The sequence below is a fragment of the Arthrobacter sp. 05L44 genome (assembly GCF_056397605.1).
The window spans coordinates 1-16,655 of the sequence record NZ_JBFTNS010000003.1; the positions used below are offsets into that span (position 1 = coordinate 1).

The 16,655-nt window shown below is 68.5% G+C and carries 17 protein-coding genes; 9 read left to right on the plus strand and 8 right to left on the minus strand.

The features are described 5' to 3' along the window. Positions 1-589: DUF222 domain-containing protein (locus AC1DHY_RS08710; protein WP_476903490.1), on the minus strand; the 589-nt coding region annotated here is incomplete at its 3' end. 302 nt (positions 590-891) lie between these two features. After that, on the minus strand, positions 892-1,389 hold the full coding sequence (locus AC1DHY_RS08715) for a hypothetical protein (RefSeq protein ID WP_476879567.1): 498 nt from the start codon (positions 1,387-1,389) through the stop codon (positions 892-894). Between the two features lie 55 nt (positions 1,390-1,444). Between AC1DHY_RS08715 and AC1DHY_RS08720 the strand changes: the two genes are divergently transcribed. From AC1DHY_RS08720 to AC1DHY_RS08735, 4 genes are all read left to right on the plus strand, one after another. After that, positions 1,445-2,233, plus strand: coding sequence for an aminoglycoside phosphotransferase family protein (locus AC1DHY_RS08720; protein WP_476879568.1), 789 nt, complete (start codon positions 1,445-1,447; stop codon positions 2,231-2,233). Between the two features lie 128 nt (positions 2,234-2,361). Beyond that, positions 2,362-2,967, plus strand: a complete 606-nt coding sequence (locus AC1DHY_RS08725) for a malonic semialdehyde reductase (protein ID WP_476879569.1) — start codon at positions 2,362-2,364, stop codon at positions 2,965-2,967. Positions 2,968-3,013: 46 nt separating this feature from the next. Beyond that, complete coding sequence (locus AC1DHY_RS08730; protein WP_476879570.1) at positions 3,014-3,535, plus strand: 2'-5' RNA ligase family protein; 522 nt, start codon at positions 3,014-3,016, stop codon at positions 3,533-3,535. Positions 3,536-3,638: 103 nt separating this feature from the next. Continuing rightward, entirely contained in the window at positions 3,639-4,805 is a 1,167-nt protein-coding gene (locus AC1DHY_RS08735) for a GGDEF domain-containing protein (protein ID WP_476879571.1), read from the plus strand. A 103-nt stretch (positions 4,806-4,908) separates the two neighbouring features. On the opposite strand, the gene pgm is transcribed toward AC1DHY_RS08735, so the two are convergent. Further along, a complete protein-coding gene (pgm, locus tag AC1DHY_RS08740) occupies positions 4,909-6,582 on the minus strand; it encodes a phosphoglucomutase (alpha-D-glucose-1,6-bisphosphate-dependent) (protein WP_476879572.1) in 1,674 nt (557 codons plus the stop codon). A 130-nt stretch (positions 6,583-6,712) separates the two neighbouring features. Here pgm and AC1DHY_RS08745 point away from each other — a divergent pair, with 130 nt between their 5' ends. Further along, the gene (locus AC1DHY_RS08745) at positions 6,713-7,174 is read left to right on the plus strand and encodes a DUF4190 domain-containing protein (protein WP_476879573.1); all 462 of its coding nucleotides are present in this window, start codon (positions 6,713-6,715) and stop codon (positions 7,172-7,174) included. Here AC1DHY_RS08745 and AC1DHY_RS08750 read toward each other — a convergent pair. From AC1DHY_RS08750 to AC1DHY_RS08765, 4 genes are all read right to left on the minus strand, one after another. Further along, positions 7,158-8,024: an aminoglycoside phosphotransferase/kinase family protein gene (locus AC1DHY_RS08750; protein ID WP_476879574.1), complete on the minus strand. Its 867-nt coding sequence runs from the start codon at positions 8,022-8,024 to the stop codon at positions 7,158-7,160. The two genes, AC1DHY_RS08745 and AC1DHY_RS08750, sit on opposite strands and share 17 nt — an antisense overlap. A 5-nt stretch (positions 8,025-8,029) precedes the next feature. Beyond that, positions 8,030-9,499 carry a peptide MFS transporter gene (locus AC1DHY_RS08755; protein WP_476879575.1) on the minus strand — a complete coding sequence of 490 codons (1,470 nt, stop codon included), beginning with the start codon at positions 9,497-9,499 and terminating at the stop codon, positions 8,030-8,032. 102 nt (positions 9,500-9,601) lie between these two features. Then, positions 9,602-10,714 (minus strand): alcohol dehydrogenase catalytic domain-containing protein, encoded by a 1,113-nt coding sequence (locus AC1DHY_RS08760; protein WP_476903491.1) that lies wholly within the window; start codon positions 10,712-10,714, stop codon positions 9,602-9,604. Between the two features lie 108 nt (positions 10,715-10,822). Next, positions 10,823-12,277, minus strand: coding sequence for an amidase (locus AC1DHY_RS08765; protein WP_476903492.1), 1,455 nt, complete (start codon positions 12,275-12,277; stop codon positions 10,823-10,825). Between the two features lie 191 nt (positions 12,278-12,468). Here AC1DHY_RS08765 and AC1DHY_RS08770 point away from each other — a divergent pair, with 191 nt between their 5' ends. The 3 genes from AC1DHY_RS08770 (at position 12,469) to AC1DHY_RS08780 (ending at position 14,101) form a co-directional block, all read left to right on the plus strand. Then, positions 12,469-12,795 (plus strand): rhodanese-like domain-containing protein, encoded by a 327-nt coding sequence (locus tag AC1DHY_RS08770; RefSeq protein ID WP_476903493.1) that lies wholly within the window; start codon positions 12,469-12,471, stop codon positions 12,793-12,795. Positions 12,796-12,810: 15 nt separating this feature from the next. Further along, positions 12,811-13,791 (plus strand): prephenate dehydratase, encoded by a 981-nt coding sequence (gene pheA / locus AC1DHY_RS08775; protein WP_476903494.1) that lies wholly within the window; start codon positions 12,811-12,813, stop codon positions 13,789-13,791. Positions 13,792-13,885: 94 nt separating this feature from the next. Beyond that, positions 13,886-14,101 (plus strand): hypothetical protein, encoded by a 216-nt coding sequence (locus AC1DHY_RS08780; protein ID WP_476879345.1) that lies wholly within the window; start codon positions 13,886-13,888, stop codon positions 14,099-14,101. Positions 14,102-14,129: 28 nt separating this feature from the next. Here the strand turns inward: AC1DHY_RS08780 and AC1DHY_RS08785 are convergent, their stop codons facing one another. Continuing rightward, on the minus strand, positions 14,130-15,239 hold the full coding sequence (locus tag AC1DHY_RS08785) for a diacylglycerol/lipid kinase family protein (protein WP_476879344.1): 1,110 nt from the start codon (positions 15,237-15,239) through the stop codon (positions 14,130-14,132). 78 nt (positions 15,240-15,317) lie between these two features. Between AC1DHY_RS08785 and serS the strand changes: the two genes are divergently transcribed. Further along, positions 15,318-16,598, plus strand: a complete 1,281-nt coding sequence (gene serS, locus AC1DHY_RS08790) for a serine--tRNA ligase (protein WP_476879343.1) — start codon at positions 15,318-15,320, stop codon at positions 16,596-16,598. Positions 16,599-16,655 lie beyond the last annotated feature (57 nt).

A 16,655-nucleotide genomic window follows, 5' to 3' on the forward strand; every position in this document is an offset into this window, starting at 1 on the left:
TGAAGGCGCCCTGGAGTTGGCGGAGGACTTCTTCGGAGGGTTCGGTGCCGTCCTGGTCGAGGGCGTCGATCCAGCGGCGGGCGATGCGGGTGAGGAAGTCCGGGTCGTACTCGGTGGCGGTGGCGGTCAGGGCGTGTTCCATCCGGGTGGTGGTGTCGGGGTCGGTGACGGGCCGGACCCGGTCCAGGGCCTGGCTGGTGATCGTGGCGGACCGGGAACCGAGGGTTCCGGCGGCGAGGGCGGCGCCGAGTTCCTCGTGCCGGGGTGCCAGGGGCTGGCCGGTGGTCCCGGTGCGGGGCAGCACGTCCCCGGCCAGGGCCAGCCGGCGGTGCGCTTCGGTGGCGCTGATATGCAGGCGGGCGCGGAGGAAATCCCCGGGGCGCCGGTACCCGTCATCCAGGACCGGGTCATTGGTGGCAGCGGCGTCGGTGCGGGTGCGTTCGACCGCTGACGCAGCGATGAGTTGCAGGTACTCCACGGTCCGGGAGATCTCCTCGACCCGGGCCGCGAACTCCGCGGCCTCACGGACCCCGAACAACGCCGCGTCCGCGACCGCCGTCGCACTGAACCCCCGCAAGTCCTCCAGCACACCACCCAACACCGCACCGCCGGCAAGCTCACAGCCCGGCTGCGCACCGCGCTGATCACCGTCCGGCCCACCAGCCGGACGAAACGCGAGAGCTGCACCGCTTCCCATAAACCAAGTCTCCCAAGGGGGTACGACAAAATAGCGACCGCCTCAAAGAGACACCCGAAGACAACCACCCCTAGACAGGGAAGAAAGTCCCGACCCGTCGCGTGGCAATGTGGCAGCGTCATCCGATGCGTCGGGCAGCGCTACCAACACCCGCCGCCGTCGGACCCCCGCCCAAAACCCAACCTCCAGCCCGACTACAGAGTCGTGGGCACTCCGGCGTCGGCAAGTGCGGTGAGCAGTTGGGTGCGTCGTTCGTCGGTGCCGAGGCTCAGGATGTAGCCGTGGTTGGCCTCAAGCCGGATGGCGGGTCCGGTGTCCTGGATCAGTCCAAGTCCGAAACCGCCGAGCCGCAGCCCGAACCCATACTGCAGACCCGTGATGGTTTGTGGTGATGCGGACCGGACCTGCGAGAGCGGGATGCGGGCGCGGTACAGCGGCAGCCAGGTGAGGATGATCGTGTCCTCCGTGAGGCGGATCCGGGAATAGCCGAAGGAGAACACGGCAATGAAGACCATCGCGGCGGCCAGGGCCGCGAGCCCACCCGGGCTGCGGCCAGCGCCGGAGACCAGCGCGCCAACGAAGCTGGCAACCAGGAGCAGGCCAACACCAGCGAAGATCCAGCGCGGCGTCTTCCCGTAAAACATGCGGCCGGAATCAAACAGCGGGGCCGTTCCGGGGCGGGTGCTTGCCATAATTTATCCTCGCACGCTGCCAAGCCCCGGCCCCACGGTCGTCTAGATTGGTTCGGTGGTGCACGAAGAGGTCCTTGCTGGCGGAAATTCAAGCGTGGTGGTGCGCGTGGGGGATACCGTGCGCAGAAATTCGGGTCCCTGGACACCCGCCGTCCACGCCCTGCTCGAGGCACTCCGGACCCAAGGAATCGACCGTGTCCCGACGGCTCTCGGCATGGATCCGCAGGGCCGCGAAATCCTCTCGTTCCTGCCGGGGGACGTTGTCCAGTACTCGCTGCCGCCCTGGATCTGGCACCCTTCCATCCTGCAGGAGGCGGCCGCCCTGCTCCGCCGGATCCAGGACGCCAGCACCGAGCTGGCCCGTGCGTCCCTGACCTGGCAGCTGCCAACCCATCACCCGGTTGAGGTGATCTGCCACAACGACTTCGCCCCGTACAACATGGTGTTCCAAAACCACCGGTTCGCCGGTGTCTTCGACTTTGACGCGGCGTCGCCCGGGCCCAGGATCTGGGACTTCGCCTACCTGGCGTACCAGCTGGTGCCGCTGATCGAAGGGCTCGGCGACGGCAAGGGTGACGGTGCAACGAACGACGACGGCGGGCAGCAAGGTGCCGGGGCGCCGTCGTCGTCCCAAAAAATCGCCCGCCTCGACGCACTGATCGAGGCCTACGGCTACCCCTTCGAGCGCCGGGACGTGCTGGAAACGCTGAGCGCCCGGCTGGGCGAACTCGCCGAGTACTCCGACAACCGGGCCGCCGAAACCGGCCGCACGGAGCTCAACGACCACGCCGCAATGTACCGGCGCGACAGTGCCCGGATGCTGCTCCTTGCCGCACAGCAGTGACCACACCGGCCGCCGGTTGTGGCCGACCTCACTGTTCCCGCCGGGAAGCAGCCGCCCGGCGGCTCCGTTGCACTTAGGGAACGCACCAGCGCCCCGACCGGGGCCGAAGCCCACCGAAAGGGACGCGAATGACCCTCGCCCATGAAGAAGCAGTAATCGACGCCGCAGCGGTGGATGCCATCTTTGCCCAGGCACGCACGGCGAACGCCTTCACCGGGGAAGTCACCGAAGAGCAGGCCCGCGCCATCTACGAGCTGACCAAGTTCGGTCCCACCGCCTTCAACTCGCAGCCGCTGCGCGTCACCTACGTCCGCTCGGACGAGGCCCGCGCCACCCTGGTTGACGCCCTCTCCGCAGGAAACCGCGCCAAGACCGCGTCCGCCCCGCTGGTCGCCGTCCTCAGCGTCGACACGGCCTGGCACGAGCAGTGGGACACTTTCCTCCCGGGCTACAACGCCCCCAAGGCCATGTACGACGCCGCCCCGGACCTCGCTGCAGCCACCGGCAACAACAACGCGCACCTGCAGGCCGGCTACTTCATCCTCGCCGTCCGTTCCCTCGGCCTCTCCGCCGGACCCATGACGGGCGCAGACTTCGGCAAGATCGACGCCGATTTCTTCCCCGACGGCAGCCAGAAGAGCTTTATGGTGGTCAACATCGGCCAGGCCGCCGAGGAAGCCTGGGGCGCACCGAAGCCCAAGTTCGCTTACGACGACGTGGTCCGCACCGTCTAATCGCCCGGCGGGCCGCCGTGTCGGAGGGCAGTGGCAGACTAGCCCCATGCGGAACCTGATCGTGGTTGCCTTCCTCGAACCGGTCACCACCGGGATGGTATTCCCGCGCGACGCGTGGCCGATGCACATCACGCTGGTGAAGTTCGACGCCGTCGAGCTTCCCCCGGGAACCGGCGGCGGCAACGACGGCGGCGGGGACCTCCTCTGTGCCCGCATGGCCGGGCTGATGGATGCACCCGTGCGGGCAGCGTTGGGGACTTCCGTCCCCGTTGGCGGCCACGCGGGATTCGGCCGCGACGGCTCGGTACCAGTCAGCCTGATCGAGCCCAGTGCCGCGCTCCAGGCCCTCCACGAGGCCCTTGTGGGTGCAGTGGGGGCGCTGCCGGGCCGGGTCGCCACCCCCGGCTACACCTTGACGGGATACCGTCCGCATGTCTCCCACCGGGGCACCCTTTCGCCCTTGCCTGGGGCCCAACTGGCGCTGGACCGGATCGCGCTGGTGGACATGGCACCGGACGGCGGCCACACCACGCGGCGGGTGGTGACGCTGTGGGACGCCACATTATGAGTGGGCCTCTTCATTTTTCGTCCGAGGTGCAATACTTGGGGCAAATTAAGACTGACACCGACGGATTCTGGGGTCACTGGGTGCGCGCTGGGGGAGTCACAGGATGATGCTCGACACCTCGACGCTGCGCGTGTCGCTGGCCGTGGTCACCCTGACCCTGCTCTGTCTTTTCTACTTCATTACCTTCCGGCGGACCCGCTCGCCCTTCAGCGGCTGGTGGTGCTCAGCACTGCTGCTCTTCCTGACCGGATCCTCCTCCTACCTGCTGGACGGCACCGTTCACCAGGTGTGGGCGAACCCGCTGGGCAACATCCTGCTGGTGGGCGGGGCCGGGGCCATGTGGGCCGGCGGCCGGTCGCTGCGCTGCGGAAACCCGCCACTGTGGGCTCTCCTGGCCGGGCCCGCGGTAACGGGCATCCTGTCGGTGCTGGACCATCCGGCCACCAATAACTGGTCCGGCGGGATAGCGCTGCTGGGCGTCATGGGGCTGATGCTGGGGCTCTGCTCCCGCGAACTGTTCCTGCTCGATGTGGACTACTCCCGGGTGCACCGCCCCCTCGCCTTCGGCGCCGCGCTTCTTGCCGTCTACTACGCCGGCCGGCTCACCGCCTTCATCCTCGAGGGTCCCAACGGTCCCGTGTTCGTTACCTACTTCGGCTCGGTGGCGACGACGCTCCTCACCTCGATGGTCCTGGTGATCGCCTCCTTCGCCATGGCGGAGTTGAGCAACGAACAGCTGACCCGGGACCTCCGTGCCCGCGCCACCTTCGACGGCCTCACCGGACTTCTGAACCGCAGCGCCTTTCTTGACCTCGCGCAGAACGAACTCCGCCGCCTGGGCAACGCGAGGACAACGGCGTCGCTGATCCTCGCCGACCTCGACCACTTTAAGTCCGTCAACGACCGGTACGGGCACGCGGCCGGGGATGTGGCCCTGCAGACCTTCGCCGCTGCCTGCACCGCATCCGTCCGGTCCACCGACCTCGTGGGACGCTACGGCGGCGAGGAATTCGTCCTCCTCCTGCCGGGTGTCAGCCCGGAACGCGCCGAAGAGATGGCAGCCACCATCAGCCGGCGGCTGCAGGAAGCACAGCCATCCGTGGAGCCACAGCTGCCGACTGTGAGCTACGGAATAGCTTCCACCGGCCCGGCCCGCGTGGACCTGCAGGCGCTGATCTCCTCGGCTGATGCCGCCCTGTACCGGGCGAAGACGCTGGGCCGTGACCAGTCAGTGCTTGCCGCAAACCTCCGCGACGGCCAGCGGGCCTAGGCCGACACAGCGGGCCGGCCCGTCGGGCGCCAGCCAGCCACCGGTGCGCCAGCCGCTGGCGCGTCGCGCCGGCCGCACCGGCCGGCGCCCACATCCCTTCCCGCTAGGAAATAACCCCGTCCACCAGGGCCTTGGCCTCAGCCTGGACCTGCTTGAGGTGCTCGGCGCCCTTGAAGGACTCCGCGTAGATCTTGTAGACGTCCTCGGTGCCCGACGGGCGGGCCGCGAACCAGGCGTTCTCGGTGACCACCTTCAGTCCGCCGATGGCCGCTCCGTTGCCGGGCGCCTCAGTCAGCTTCGCGGTGATGGTCTCGCCCGCGAGTTCCGTGGCCGTGACGTCCGACGGCGACAGCTTGCCCAGGGCGGCTTTCTGCTCCCGCGTCGCGGCCGCGTCGATGCGGGCGTAGACAGGGTCGCCGAACTGGTCGGTGAGGCCCTTGTACAGCTGCGAGGGCGACGTGCCGGTGACCGCCGTGATTTCGGAGGCCAGCAGGGCCAGCAGGATGCCGTCCTTATCCGTGGTCCAGACGCTGCCGTCCATCTTGTTGAAGGAAGCGCCGGCGGATTCCTCGCCGCCGAAGGCGCCCTCGCCGGACAGCAGCCCGGGGACGAACCATTTGAAGCCCACCGGCACTTCGACCAGCTTCCGGCCCAGGCTCCCGGCCACACGGTCGATGATCGAGGAGGACACCAGGGTCTTGCCGATCACGGACTGCGGGTTCCACCCGCTGCGGTGCCGGTACAGGTAATCGATGGCGACGGCGAGGTAGTGGTTGGGGTTCATCAACCCGCCCTGCCCGTCGACAAACGGAGTCACAATGCCGTGCCGGTCGGCGTCGGCGTCGTTGCCGGTGGCGATGTCGAACGGTGCGGACCCGTCCGCACCGGCCGCCATCCGGTTGATCAGGGACGCCATGGCCGACGGCGAGGAGCAGTCCATCCGGATCTTCTCGTCCCAGTCCAGGGTCATAAAGGCCCACTGCGGGTCGACGGTCGGATTCACGACGGTGAGGTTCAGGTGGTGGCGCTCGCCGATTTCACCCCAGTAGTCCACTGACGCGCCGCCCATGGGATCGGCGCCGATCCGGACGCCGGCGTCGCGGATAGCGTTCAGGTCCAGCACCGATGGCAGGTCATCAACGTAGCTGGACAGGAAGTCGAACTTCCCGGTCGTGTCGGCGGCCAGGGCGTCCGCTATCGGTACCCGCTTGACCCCGCGCAGGCCGTTTTCGAGCAGTTCATTGGCGCGGTTGGCAATCCAGCCGGTGGCGTCGGTGTCCGCCGGTCCGCCGTGCGGCGGGTTGTACTTGAACCCGCCGTCGCCGGGCGGGTTGTGGCTGGGGGTCACCACAATGCCATCGGCCTGCGGTGCACCGGCGGGGGAGTTGTTGTTGTGGGTCAGGATGGCGTGGCTCAGGGCAGGGGTGGGCGTGTAGCCGTGGCGGGCGTCGATCAGGACGTTCACACCGTTGGCAGCCAGCACCTCCAGCGCCGAGTTCTGCGCCGGCTCGCTCAGGGCGTGGGTGTCCTTGGCGAGGTACAGCGGGCCGGTGATGCCCTGCCCGGCGCGGTACTCCACAATGGCCTGCGTGATCGCGACGATATGGGGTTCGTTGAACGACGCCTTCAGGCTCGAGCCCCGGTGCCCGGAGGTGCCGAAGGCGACGCGTTGTCCCGGGTCACCCAGGTCCGGAGAAACGTCGTAGTACGCATCCAGGAGCGCAGTGAGGTCAACAAGGTCTTGGGGTTGGGCAACTGTGCCCGCGCGGCTAGCCATGGCTCCAGCATGCCAGACGAGGTGGTCGCGGAACATGCTTTGGCCTGAATCGTCCGGCTGTGACGCCGGCCGCCCCGCCGGGGACCCTGTGCGGGGATAATCTTGACGTACACACAGCGGAGGGATTTTCATGACGGAGCAGCCCGGGCCCGGGTCAGGCGAGCCACAGCGGGACTACCAGCCGCCGTCGTACGGCCCGTCGTACACCGACGGCCACGTTCCGCCGATGCCCGCCGCCGCCCCGCAGCTGGGCCAGCCGGCCGGGACGTACGATGCCTACGGCCAGCCGGCGCCCCCGTACGCCGATGCCTACGGACAGCCGTACTATCACGGCGTCGCGCCGGCCTCGAAGGGCCTGAGTATTGCGAGTTTGTGCTGCGGCATCGCGGCTTTCCTCGGACTCGGTTTCTTCCTGCTCCCGCAGCTGGCCGCCGTCGTCCTCGGTCACCTCGCCCTGCACCGTGAGCCCGGGGGCAGGGGCCTGGCCATCGCCGGCCTGGTCCTCGGCTACGTCGCGATTGCCATCACGCTGCTGGTGGTTGTGACGCTCGGCGTCGTGTTCACGAACGCGGAGTTCATCTCCGCCCGGTAAGTGCGTCCACCAAGCGCTGGGCGTTGGCGTGGAGCCAGTCGCGCCGGCGCAGAATGAGCCCGCCGACCCCGTCGTCCCACATCCGGGCCCAGCCGCCGCCAAGAGCCTTGGCGTTGTGTTCCATCCGCTGGTAGCTCAGCGTGGCCGCCTCCACCCCGAACGCCGGCAGCGCCCGGCGTTCCTGATCGCCCCAGCCGTAGGCGTCGGCGAAGATCCGGAGCCGCCGGAAGGGGTCGGTGTCTTCCCAGCCCGGCCAGGCATCGGCGGGGTCCCGGAGGGGTGCCCAGTGCGACGCCGCGTTGAAGGAATCCTTGAAGGCCGTGGTGGGGCCGGCGAGGTCGAAGTCCACCAGACCGATGGCAACGCCGTCCCGGACCACCACGTTTTGCGCGGTGACGTCGAGGTGGCAGACCAGTTCGGCCGGATCCTGGCCGGCTGCGCCCGACGGGAGGAAGCGGGGCGGAAACGGATGGGCGGCCGGGACGAAACCTGCCGACGCCGTGTGCAGCCGGCGGACCAGCCGGGCGACGGAGGCCAGGAGTTCCTCGGACTGCACCCAGGCCTCCGGATCGGCACCGGCGCATTGCCCGGCGAGGAAAGTCAGAACGTCCCGGCCCTCGGCGTCCCGGCCCAGGAACCGCGGTGAACCGTCGAAGCCCGCATCCTCCAGCCAGTCGAGGTACGCGGCGACGGCGAAACTCTGCGGCTGATGTGGCCGCCGGATGGTCCCGCCGATCCGCACCACGCCTTCAGTGACATCGCCCGCCGGCATAAGTTCGACGTCGGACGCCTCGCCAAGGGCGGGGACGTAGACGCGCGACTCTACCGGCGGGCGATCTCGGGGTTTCATTCAGGTCAGCGTACGCCGCCCATGAGCTTCTTGATGGCAGGCGAGGCTGCGGCCAGGCCGACGGCCAGGATCATGGCCGTTCCGCCGACGCCGATGAAGTACGGCAGCTCGTCGTGAGGGTTGTAGAGCCCGGACAGCATGCCGGCCAGGGTGGTGCCCAGCGAGATCGAAAGGAAGAACAGGGCGACCATCTGGGTGTGGAAGGCCTTCGGTGCCAGCTTGGTGGTCACGGACAGGCCGATCGGGGACAGGAACAGCTCCGCCAGCGTGAACAGCAGCAGGATGCCCACCAGCGCCAGGAGCGGCGTCTTGCCGTCGCCGGCCAGCGGGATGAACGCCAGGAATGCCAGGCCCATCACGAACAGGCCAATCGAGAACTTCAGCGCCGAGCCGGGCTGTTTGCGGCCGAGGCGGGTCCACATGGCGGCCATAACACCGGCGAAGACGATGATGAAGACCGGGTTGATGGACTGGACCCATGCCGCCGGCATTTCCCAGCCGAACAGGTTCCGGTCCAGCTTCTCCTCCGAGTACACGGCGATGAAGGTGAACTGCTGCTGGAACAGGGCCCAGAATGCAGCCGAGGCGATGTACAGCGGGATGAAGGCCGTGACCCGGCTGCGCTCGGTGGCGTTGACCTTCTTGCTGGTGAAGATGAGCACGAAGTACAGGGCGGACGCGCCGATGGCGGCGTAGGCCATGGACATGGCGAGGTTGTCCGCGTTGACGGTGCCGGTGGCGAGCAGGGCGGCGATCACAACGGCGATGCCGGCGAAGACCAGCCCGTACCGGGTGCGCTGGGCGGCAGGCAGCGGGTTCGGCACGCGGTGTGCGTCTTCCGGCAGCTTGTTGCGGCCCAGGGCGTAGATGCACAAGCCGATTGCCATACCGACGGCGGCGGCGCCAAAGCCCCAGTGGAAGCCCTGGCTTTCCTGCAGCCAGCCGGTGATCAGCGGACCGATCAGGGCGCCGGCGTTGATGCCCATGTAGAAGATGGAGAACCCGGCGTCGCGGCGTTCGTCCTTTTCGCGGTACAGGCTGCCGACGAGGGCGGTCGCGTTGGCTTTCAGTCCGCCGGAGCCGACGCCCACCAGCACCAGGCCGGCGATGAGGCCGGGAACCCCGGGGATCAGGGCGAGGGCGATGTGGCCGGCCATGATCATGATGGCGGCGCCGAAGAGGACCCGCTCGGAGCCGAAGAGCCGGTCCGCGAGCCAGGCGCCCAGAATGGTGGAGAGGTAGACACCGCCACCGTAGGCGCCGACCAGGCTGGCGGCGAGGGCCTTGTTGATTTCAAGGCCGCCTTGATCGGCCGTGAAGTACATGTAGTAGAGGAGGATGCCCTGCATTCCGTAGAAGGAGAAGCGCTCCCACATCTCTACCGAGAAGAGGCTGGCCAGCATCTTTGGGTGGCCAAAAAACGAGGTATCGCCCGGCGTTGTAGCGGGGGGATTATCTAAATGAGTTGTGCTCATTTACTTAATGCTGACACCGCGGCGCGCGATTGTCACATCCGCGGCGGCGCGGATCAAGTCAATACGGGTGTGTTTCCTCTCCGTGTCGCCCCCGCGGCCTCGCTATTCGGCGTCGAACATGATCACCTGGCGCACTGCCTTGCCGTCGGCCAGCTGGTCCATGGCCTCGTTGATGTCGGCCAGAGCAATCCGCGATGAAATGAGCTCCTCGACCGGAAGTTTCCCGTCCCGCCACAGCTGGGCGTACTTGGGGATGTCCCTGGCCGGCACCGCCGACCCGAGGTAGCTGCCGACGACGGTGCGGGCTTCCGCCGTGATGGTCAGGGGAGAGAGCTGGGCGCGGGCGTCGGGGGACGGAAGCCCCGCCGTGATGGTGGTGCCGCCGACGTCGGTGGCGGCGAATGCTGTCTCGAACGCCCGGGCGCTGCCGGCGCATTCGACCACGAACCTGGCCTTGATGCCCTGGTCCGCCAGTTCCTGCGGGGTGTAGGCCTCGTGGGCGCCGAGCCGGCGGGCGTGCTCAAGTTTTTCGTCGAGGGTGTCCACGGCGACAATCCTCGAGACGCCCTGGGAGACCGCGGTAATCAGGGCGGCCATTCCTACCCCGCCGAGCCCGACGATCATGATGCTGTCCTCAGGCCGGGGTTTGGCGGCGTTCAGCACGGCGCCGCCGCCGGTCAGCACCGCGCAGCCCAGCACGGCGGCGATGTCCGGCGGGATGTCATCGCCCACCGGTACCGCCGAGGCCCGGTCCACGACGGCGTGGCTGGCGAACCCGGACACGCCGAGGTGGTGGAAGACCGGCTCGCCGTCCCGGCTCAGGTGCATGGAGCCGTGCAGGAGCGTTCCTTCGCCGTTGCTCTTGGACCCGGCGGTGCAGGGGAGGCGACCGTCCGCCGCGCAGTTCTCGCACTGCTCGCAACGCGGCAGGAAGGACATCACCACGCGCTGGCCGGGCTCCAAATCGGTGACGTCCGCTCCGACCTCGACCACCCGGCCGGCGGCCTCATGGCCCAGCAGCATGGGCACCGGGCGTACCCGGTTGCCGTCAACGACGCTCAGGTCCGAGTGGCAGATCCCCGCGGCCTCAAGCCGGACCAGGATTTCCGTCGGGCCGGGAGCGGAGAGTTCCAGCTCGGCGATGCTGATCGGGGCGGACTCCGCGAAGGGGCGGGGCCGCCCGATTTCCTCAAGTACTGCACCGGTGATCTTCATCGATCCCTCTCCTGTTGCTAACGGCATTGGTTGGTAACGGCGTTGGCACCAGTAAACCCCACGCCGCCACTGGCAGGTAATTCCTGGGTTATTCCCGGTGCCGGCGGGTCAGAAACCCAGCTGGACGGCCACCTGGAGCAGCAGCGCCTCGGACCCTGCGGGTCCCACCAGCTGGATGCCCATCGGCAGGCCCGTGCCGGGTGTGGGGCCGGTCCAGTGCACCGGGATGCTGATGGCGGGCAGCCCGCACACGTTCACCAGCGAGGACCACGGAGCGAATTCGCACTGCTTCCGGTAGTCCTCGTCCGCGTCGCCCGGCCATTCGGCGGCAGGCCAGTAACCGTCACCGTGCGCCGCGCCGGTAAACCAGCCGACGGGCCGGGGCGTCTGCGCCAGGGCCGGACTCAGGACCAGGTCCCAGGCTGAGAACTGCGCCACGGTGTCCCGCTCGAACTGGCGCAGGAACGCGAGGGCCTCGTTCAGCTTCGACGCGCTGCGCTGCTGGGCCCTGCGGCGGAACGTCCGGGTCAGCGGCGCCAGGAGGGCTTCGCGTTGCGGGGCGATGCGGGCGTTCCCGACGCCGGCGGTCCAGGCGGTGGTGAACGCGCCGGGGTAGCGGTTGTCGTAGCGGATGGCTGCCTCGCCGGTCTGGTGCCCGGCCGCTTCGAGCAGCCGGATCCCTGCACGGAGCGCGTCGAGGGCCTCGGGGTCCGGTGTGAAGGGATAGGCCGCCTGCCACGGGCTGTCCAGGCTGACGCCGATCCGCAGCGGGGGTGGATCCTGGGCGGACTGCCGCAGGTAGCCGGGGAGTGCTCCTCCGGTTGGCGCCGACGCCGGCGGCGGGACGAGGGCGTCCAGCAGCAGGGCGGCATCGGCGGCGGAGTGGGCCAACGGACCTGCGACCACCAGCCGGGCCGGGTCACCCGTACTTTCCCCGGCCGGAATCAGTCCCCGTCCGGGTTTCAGGCCCACGAGGCCGCAGGCTGCGGCCGGGATCCGGATGGAGCCGCCGCCGTCGGATCCCGGGGCGAACGGCACGAGGCCCGCTGCGACGGCGGCCGCGCTGCCGCCGGAGGAGCCGCCGGAGCTCCGGCCGAGGGCGTACGGGTTGCGTGAGGGTGGGGCGATCCGGTTCTCGCTGTAGGCGGTCAACCCGAATTCCGGCACCTGCGTCTTGCCCAGGGAGACTACACCCGCATCCTTCAACGCCGCGGCGAGGGCGCCGTCAGCCGGGGCCGGCTTGTGGTCCAGGGCGGCACTGCCGTGGGTGGTGACGACGCCGGCGACGTCGGTCAGGTCCTTGAAGGCGGTGGGCATGCCGTGCAGCAGCGGGAGGGCAGCCGTGCCGTCGCCGCCGGGGGCTGCCTCGCGGGCGTACCGGCGGTCCGCGGCGTCTGCGTCCCGGAGGGCGTCGTCCGCCGTGACGGTGATGAACGCCCCGAGGCCGGGGTTCGCGGCCTCTATCCGTTCGAGAAAATGGGCCGCGGCCTGCCGCGCGGACAGCTCGCCGGAGCGCAGGGCGTCGCGCAAGGCCACAGCGGAGAGGTCATGGAGGTCAGCCACGTGCCCACACCCGCCGGAGGGCGCCGTCAATCCGGGCCGTTCCGGTGCTGCGCGTAGTGGGCCGAAGGGCTGGCATAGGTCTCCTTTGCTCTCTGCAGAAGCGTAACGTGCCCTCCGGTTGGACCCGGCTGCGACCGCTGGCGATACGCTGGGGGCGGACTTTGTTTTGTATTTCAGCGGAGAGGACCACCATGAGCGACATCGACACCGTGACCGTGTCCGACATTCCCGAAGCGGCCCGGATCCTGGACGTCCGCGAGGACTACGAGTGGGCGGCCGGCCACGCCGAACGTGCTGTGCACATCCCCCTGGACCAGCTCCCGGGCCGGCTCGAGGAACTGGACCCGGACGAGGACCTCTACGTCATCTGCCGCACCGGCGGGCGTTCCTTCCGGGCCGCGCAGTGGCTGGTGGGCCACGGCTACTCCGCCATGAACGTCGCCGGGGGAATGGACCAGTGGCTCGAGAACGGCCTGCCGCTCGTGTCCGACAACGGCCTCAAGCCCGTCATCCTGTAAGCGAAAGAAGAAACCATGCCCGCGTCGCCCGTCACCTACACGTTCCTCGGCCCCGAGGGAACCTTTACCGAGGCGGCGTTGATGCAGGTGCCCGGCGCCGCCGAGGCCGTCCGGATTCCCTCCTCCAACGTCAACACGGCGCTGGACAAGGTCCGTAACGGGTCCGCGGACGCGGCGATGGTTCCGATCGAAAACTCCGTCGAGGGCGGGGTGACGGCCACCCTGGACGCGATTGCCACGGGCCAGGAACTCCGGATCCTGCGAGAAGCCCTTGTGCCCATTAGCTTCGTGCTGGTGGCACGGCCCGGCGTCCGCCTTGAGGACGTCCGAAGGGTCTCCACCCATGGCCACGCGTGGGCGCAGTGCAGGCTCTGGGTTGACGCTCATATGCCCAATGCGGAATACATTCCGGGATCGTCCACGGCGGCCGCCGCCATGGGCCTGCTGGACGGCGATCCGCACTACGACGCCGCCATTTGCGCGCCGATTGTCGCCGCGGAACAGCCGGGCCTGGCTGTCCTGGCCGAGAATATCGGCGACAACCCGGGCGCTGTCACCCGCTTTGTGCTGGTGGGCCGGCCCGGCGAACTCCCCGAGCGGACCGGCGCTGACAAGACCACCGTGGTGGTGCCGCTGCCCGAGGACCGACCCGGTGCATTGATGGAAATCCTGGACCAGTTCGCCACCCGCGGCGTGAACCTCAGCCGGATTGAATCCCGGCCCACCGGCCAGTATCTAGGGCACTACTTCTTCAGCATCGACGCCGACGGGCACGCGAGTGACGCCCGGGTGGCCGACGCCCTCGCCGGGCTCCACCGGATCAGCCCCGCCACGCGGTTCCTGGGCTCCTACGGCCGGGCCGACGGACAGCGCGCGGAGGTGGCACCCCACACCTCGGACCAGGCATTCCGGGCGGCCCATGCATGGGTCAAAGATATACTTGCCGGGGCATCCGTGGTTCAGGAATATAACGCGGAGGCTTCGCCCACAGCGTAGACAAACGCCCCACGCGGCACTTCCACCACTTGAAAACTGTGCGTATGCTTGCCTGATCCATATTGGGGAAGTCCTCTACCGGAGGGAGCGGGTCATGTCAGACACCACAGAAAATGACGGCCAGGGAATGATTGTCAATCCCAAGCCGACGGCCGACAACCAGGACTGGGACGGCGACGACGCGGACCGCGCGGACCGGCTGCGCTTCGAGGAGGAGCAGGCGATGATTCGCGAGCAGTCCGAGGCGCGCGCCGCGAAGGCAGCGGAAGAGGCAAAGAAGGAAGCCGAAGCCAAGAAGGAAGCAAGCTAGGCCGGATACCGCCCGGCGGGTGCGGGGCCTACCCGGCCCCCGACGCTCCTGCCGCCGCGCCGCCGTTCAGGGAAACCTGGCGTGCGGCGTCTTCTTTAACCCTGACCAGCAGGGACCGGGGCTCCACCTGGACCGTGACCGACGTGGCTTCGCCCGAGGGATCGCCGTCGATCTGCGTCGGCATCGGCTCGGCGCACTTGATGACAATCTTTCCGGAGCGGTAATACGTCATCACCGGCAGGGTCCGCTTGTGCTTCAGCACAATTTTCCAGTACATCGCCACCCAGCCGATCGCGCTCCGCGGGCTCATGACCACCACGTCCAGCATGCCGTCGTCGATCATGGCCTGCGGAATGAAATCGATCCCGCCCGGAATCAGCCCGCAGTTGGCGAACAGCACACTCCGGATCTTCCTGGACTGCTCCGGCTGGTCGTCCAGGGCAATGGAAACCCGTTTGCGCCGGCCGGGCAGGTGACGCACCCCGGCCTCGGTGTAGGCCAGCCAGCCCACGGCCTTCTTCAGCCCGTCGTTGGTGTCACCCACCACTTCGGCGTCCATGCCGATCCCGGCAATCACCAGGAACGCGTGCTCCGCGGATTGCCCGGTCAGGGCGTTCTCCACTTTCAGCCGGGCCGTATCAATGAAGCGCTGGTGCCCGAACAGGGCGATTTCGACGCAGCCGCGCAGGTCCCCGATATCGAGGTGCACGTTGCGCGCCAGCAGGTTGCCGGTGCCCAGCGGAAGCAGCCCCATGGCGATGTCGGTGTGCGCGAGGGCGTCGGCCACCACACGGACGGTGCCGTCGCCGCCGCCCACCAGGACGACGTCGGCCCCGTACTCGACGGCGGCGCGCGCCTGCGAGAAGCCGGGGTCCTCCGCGGTGGTTTCAAAAAACCGCGGCGCCTCCCAGCCGGCCGCGAGGCAGGCGCTTTCCACCAGGGCACGGGCCTCCGCGGACCGGGACTTGATCGGGTTCAGCACCACGGCGACCTTTTGGGTGGCCAGGTCCGGATTGTGCGTTTCTTCCCAGACGGCGCTGCGGATGTGCTTGGCCTTGAGCCGGCGCACGCCCCACCAGCTGGAGACCGCGAATACCAGGGCTCCAGCGATGACGAGGTAAAGCAGCCAGTCGCGCATGTTGGTCCAACACTATCCCGCGTGTACCCTGCGGCAGGACTGCCGGAGGACGGCCCCCGGGTTCGATAGTCTTATCCGGTGATCGACGTAAAAGACCTCAGCGACAATCCGGACAAGTTCCGTGCCAGCCAGCGCGCCCGCGGCGCCGACGAATCCGTGGTGGACGCGATCATCGCGGCGGACGCCGCCAGGCGCGCGGCGCTGATCCGCTTCGAGAACCTGCGGGCCGAGCAGAACGCCTTCGGCAAGAAGGTGGCCCAGGCCAAGGGCGAGGAAAAGCAGGCCCTGCTGGCCGAGGTCAAGGTGCTCGCAGCATCGGTCAAGGAGGCGTCCGCGGAGGCCGACGTCGCCCAGTCCGCGCAGGAGGAACTGCTCCGCGGCATCCCCAACCTCGTCGAGGACGGCGTCCCCGCCGGCGGTGAAGACGACTACGTGGTGGTCAAGACGGTCGGGACGCCCCGCGAGTTCCCCGACTTCGAGCCCAAAGACCATCTGGAAATCGGCGAGCTGATCGGCGCCATTGACATGGAGCGCGGCGCCAAGGTCTCCGGATCGCGCTTCTACTTCCTGCGCGGCGTCGGGGCCCGGCTGGAAATGGCCTTGCTGCAGATGGCCATGGAGCAGGCCATCGACGCCGGCTTCGTCCCCATGATCACCCCCACCCTGGTGCGCCCGGAAACCATGCAGGGCACCGGATTCGACGTCAAGCACGACGCCGAGATCTACCGGCTGGCGGAGGACGACCTTTACCTGGTCGGGACCTCGGAGGTGGCCCTCGCCGGCTACCACGCCGACGAAATCCTGGACCTGAGCGGCGGACCGATCCGCTACGCCGGGCAGAGCTCCTGCTACCGCCGCGAGGCCGGATCGCACGGCAAGGACACCCGCGGCATCATCCGGGTCCACCAGTTCAACAAGGTGGAAATGTTCATCTACACCACCGTTGAAGAGGCGCCCGCCGAGCACGCGCGGCTGCTGGCCTGGGAAGAGGAGATGCTGGCCAAGTGCGAGCTGCCCTACCGGGTGATCGACACCGCTGCCGGCGACCTCGGCACCTCCGCGGCCCGCAAGTTCGACTGCGAAGCCTGGGTCCCCACCCAGGGCGCCTACCGCGAGCTGACTTCCACCTCCAACTGCACCACCTTCCAGGCACGCCGGCTCAACATCCGCGAACGCGTCCTGAACGAGGACGGCGCACCCAAGGGCACCCGTGCCGTGGCCACCCTCAACGGCACCCTGGCCACCACCCGCTGGATTGTCGCGATCCTGGAGCACCACCAGAACCCGGACGGTTCGGTCAACGTTCCGGCCGCCCTGCAGACGTACCTCGGCGGCATGACGGTCCTCCCCGTCCTCTAGCCACCCGCCGTCGGCAGCTGTTCACCAACGCTTCACACCCTGCTGTGGCGCGCGTCC

Excerpts from the sequence above, each read along its gene's own strand:
- AC1DHY_RS08715 (WP_476879567.1), bottom strand. The coding sequence starts at position 1,389 with ATGGCAAGCACCCGCCCCGGAACGGCCCCGCTGTTTGATTCCGGCCGC.
- AC1DHY_RS08725 (WP_476879569.1), top strand. The coding sequence starts at position 2,362 with ATGACCCTCGCCCATGAAGAAGCAGTAATCGACGCCGCAGCGGTGGAT.
- AC1DHY_RS08730 (WP_476879570.1), top strand. The coding sequence starts at position 3,014 with ATGCGGAACCTGATCGTGGTTGCCTTCCTCGAACCGGTCACCACCGGG.
- AC1DHY_RS08735 (WP_476879571.1), top strand. The coding sequence starts at position 3,639 with ATGATGCTCGACACCTCGACGCTGCGCGTGTCGCTGGCCGTGGTCACC.
- pgm (WP_476879572.1), bottom strand. The coding sequence starts at position 6,582 with ATGGCTAGCCGCGCGGGCACAGTTGCCCAACCCCAAGACCTTGTTGAC.
- AC1DHY_RS08745 (WP_476879573.1), top strand. The coding sequence starts at position 6,713 with ATGACGGAGCAGCCCGGGCCCGGGTCAGGCGAGCCACAGCGGGACTAC.
- AC1DHY_RS08750 (WP_476879574.1), bottom strand. The coding sequence starts at position 8,024 with ATGAAACCCCGAGATCGCCCGCCGGTAGAGTCGCGCGTCTACGTCCCC.
- AC1DHY_RS08755 (WP_476879575.1), bottom strand. The coding sequence starts at position 9,499 with ATGAGCACAACTCATTTAGATAATCCCCCCGCTACAACGCCGGGCGAT.
- AC1DHY_RS08760 (WP_476903491.1), bottom strand. The coding sequence starts at position 10,714 with ATGAAGATCACCGGTGCAGTACTTGAGGAAATCGGGCGGCCCCGCCCC.
- AC1DHY_RS08770 (WP_476903493.1), top strand. The coding sequence starts at position 12,469 with ATGAGCGACATCGACACCGTGACCGTGTCCGACATTCCCGAAGCGGCC.
- pheA (WP_476903494.1), top strand. The coding sequence starts at position 12,811 with ATGCCCGCGTCGCCCGTCACCTACACGTTCCTCGGCCCCGAGGGAACC.
- AC1DHY_RS08780 (WP_476879345.1), top strand. The coding sequence starts at position 13,886 with ATGTCAGACACCACAGAAAATGACGGCCAGGGAATGATTGTCAATCCC.
- AC1DHY_RS08785 (WP_476879344.1), bottom strand. The coding sequence starts at position 15,239 with ATGCGCGACTGGCTGCTTTACCTCGTCATCGCTGGAGCCCTGGTATTC.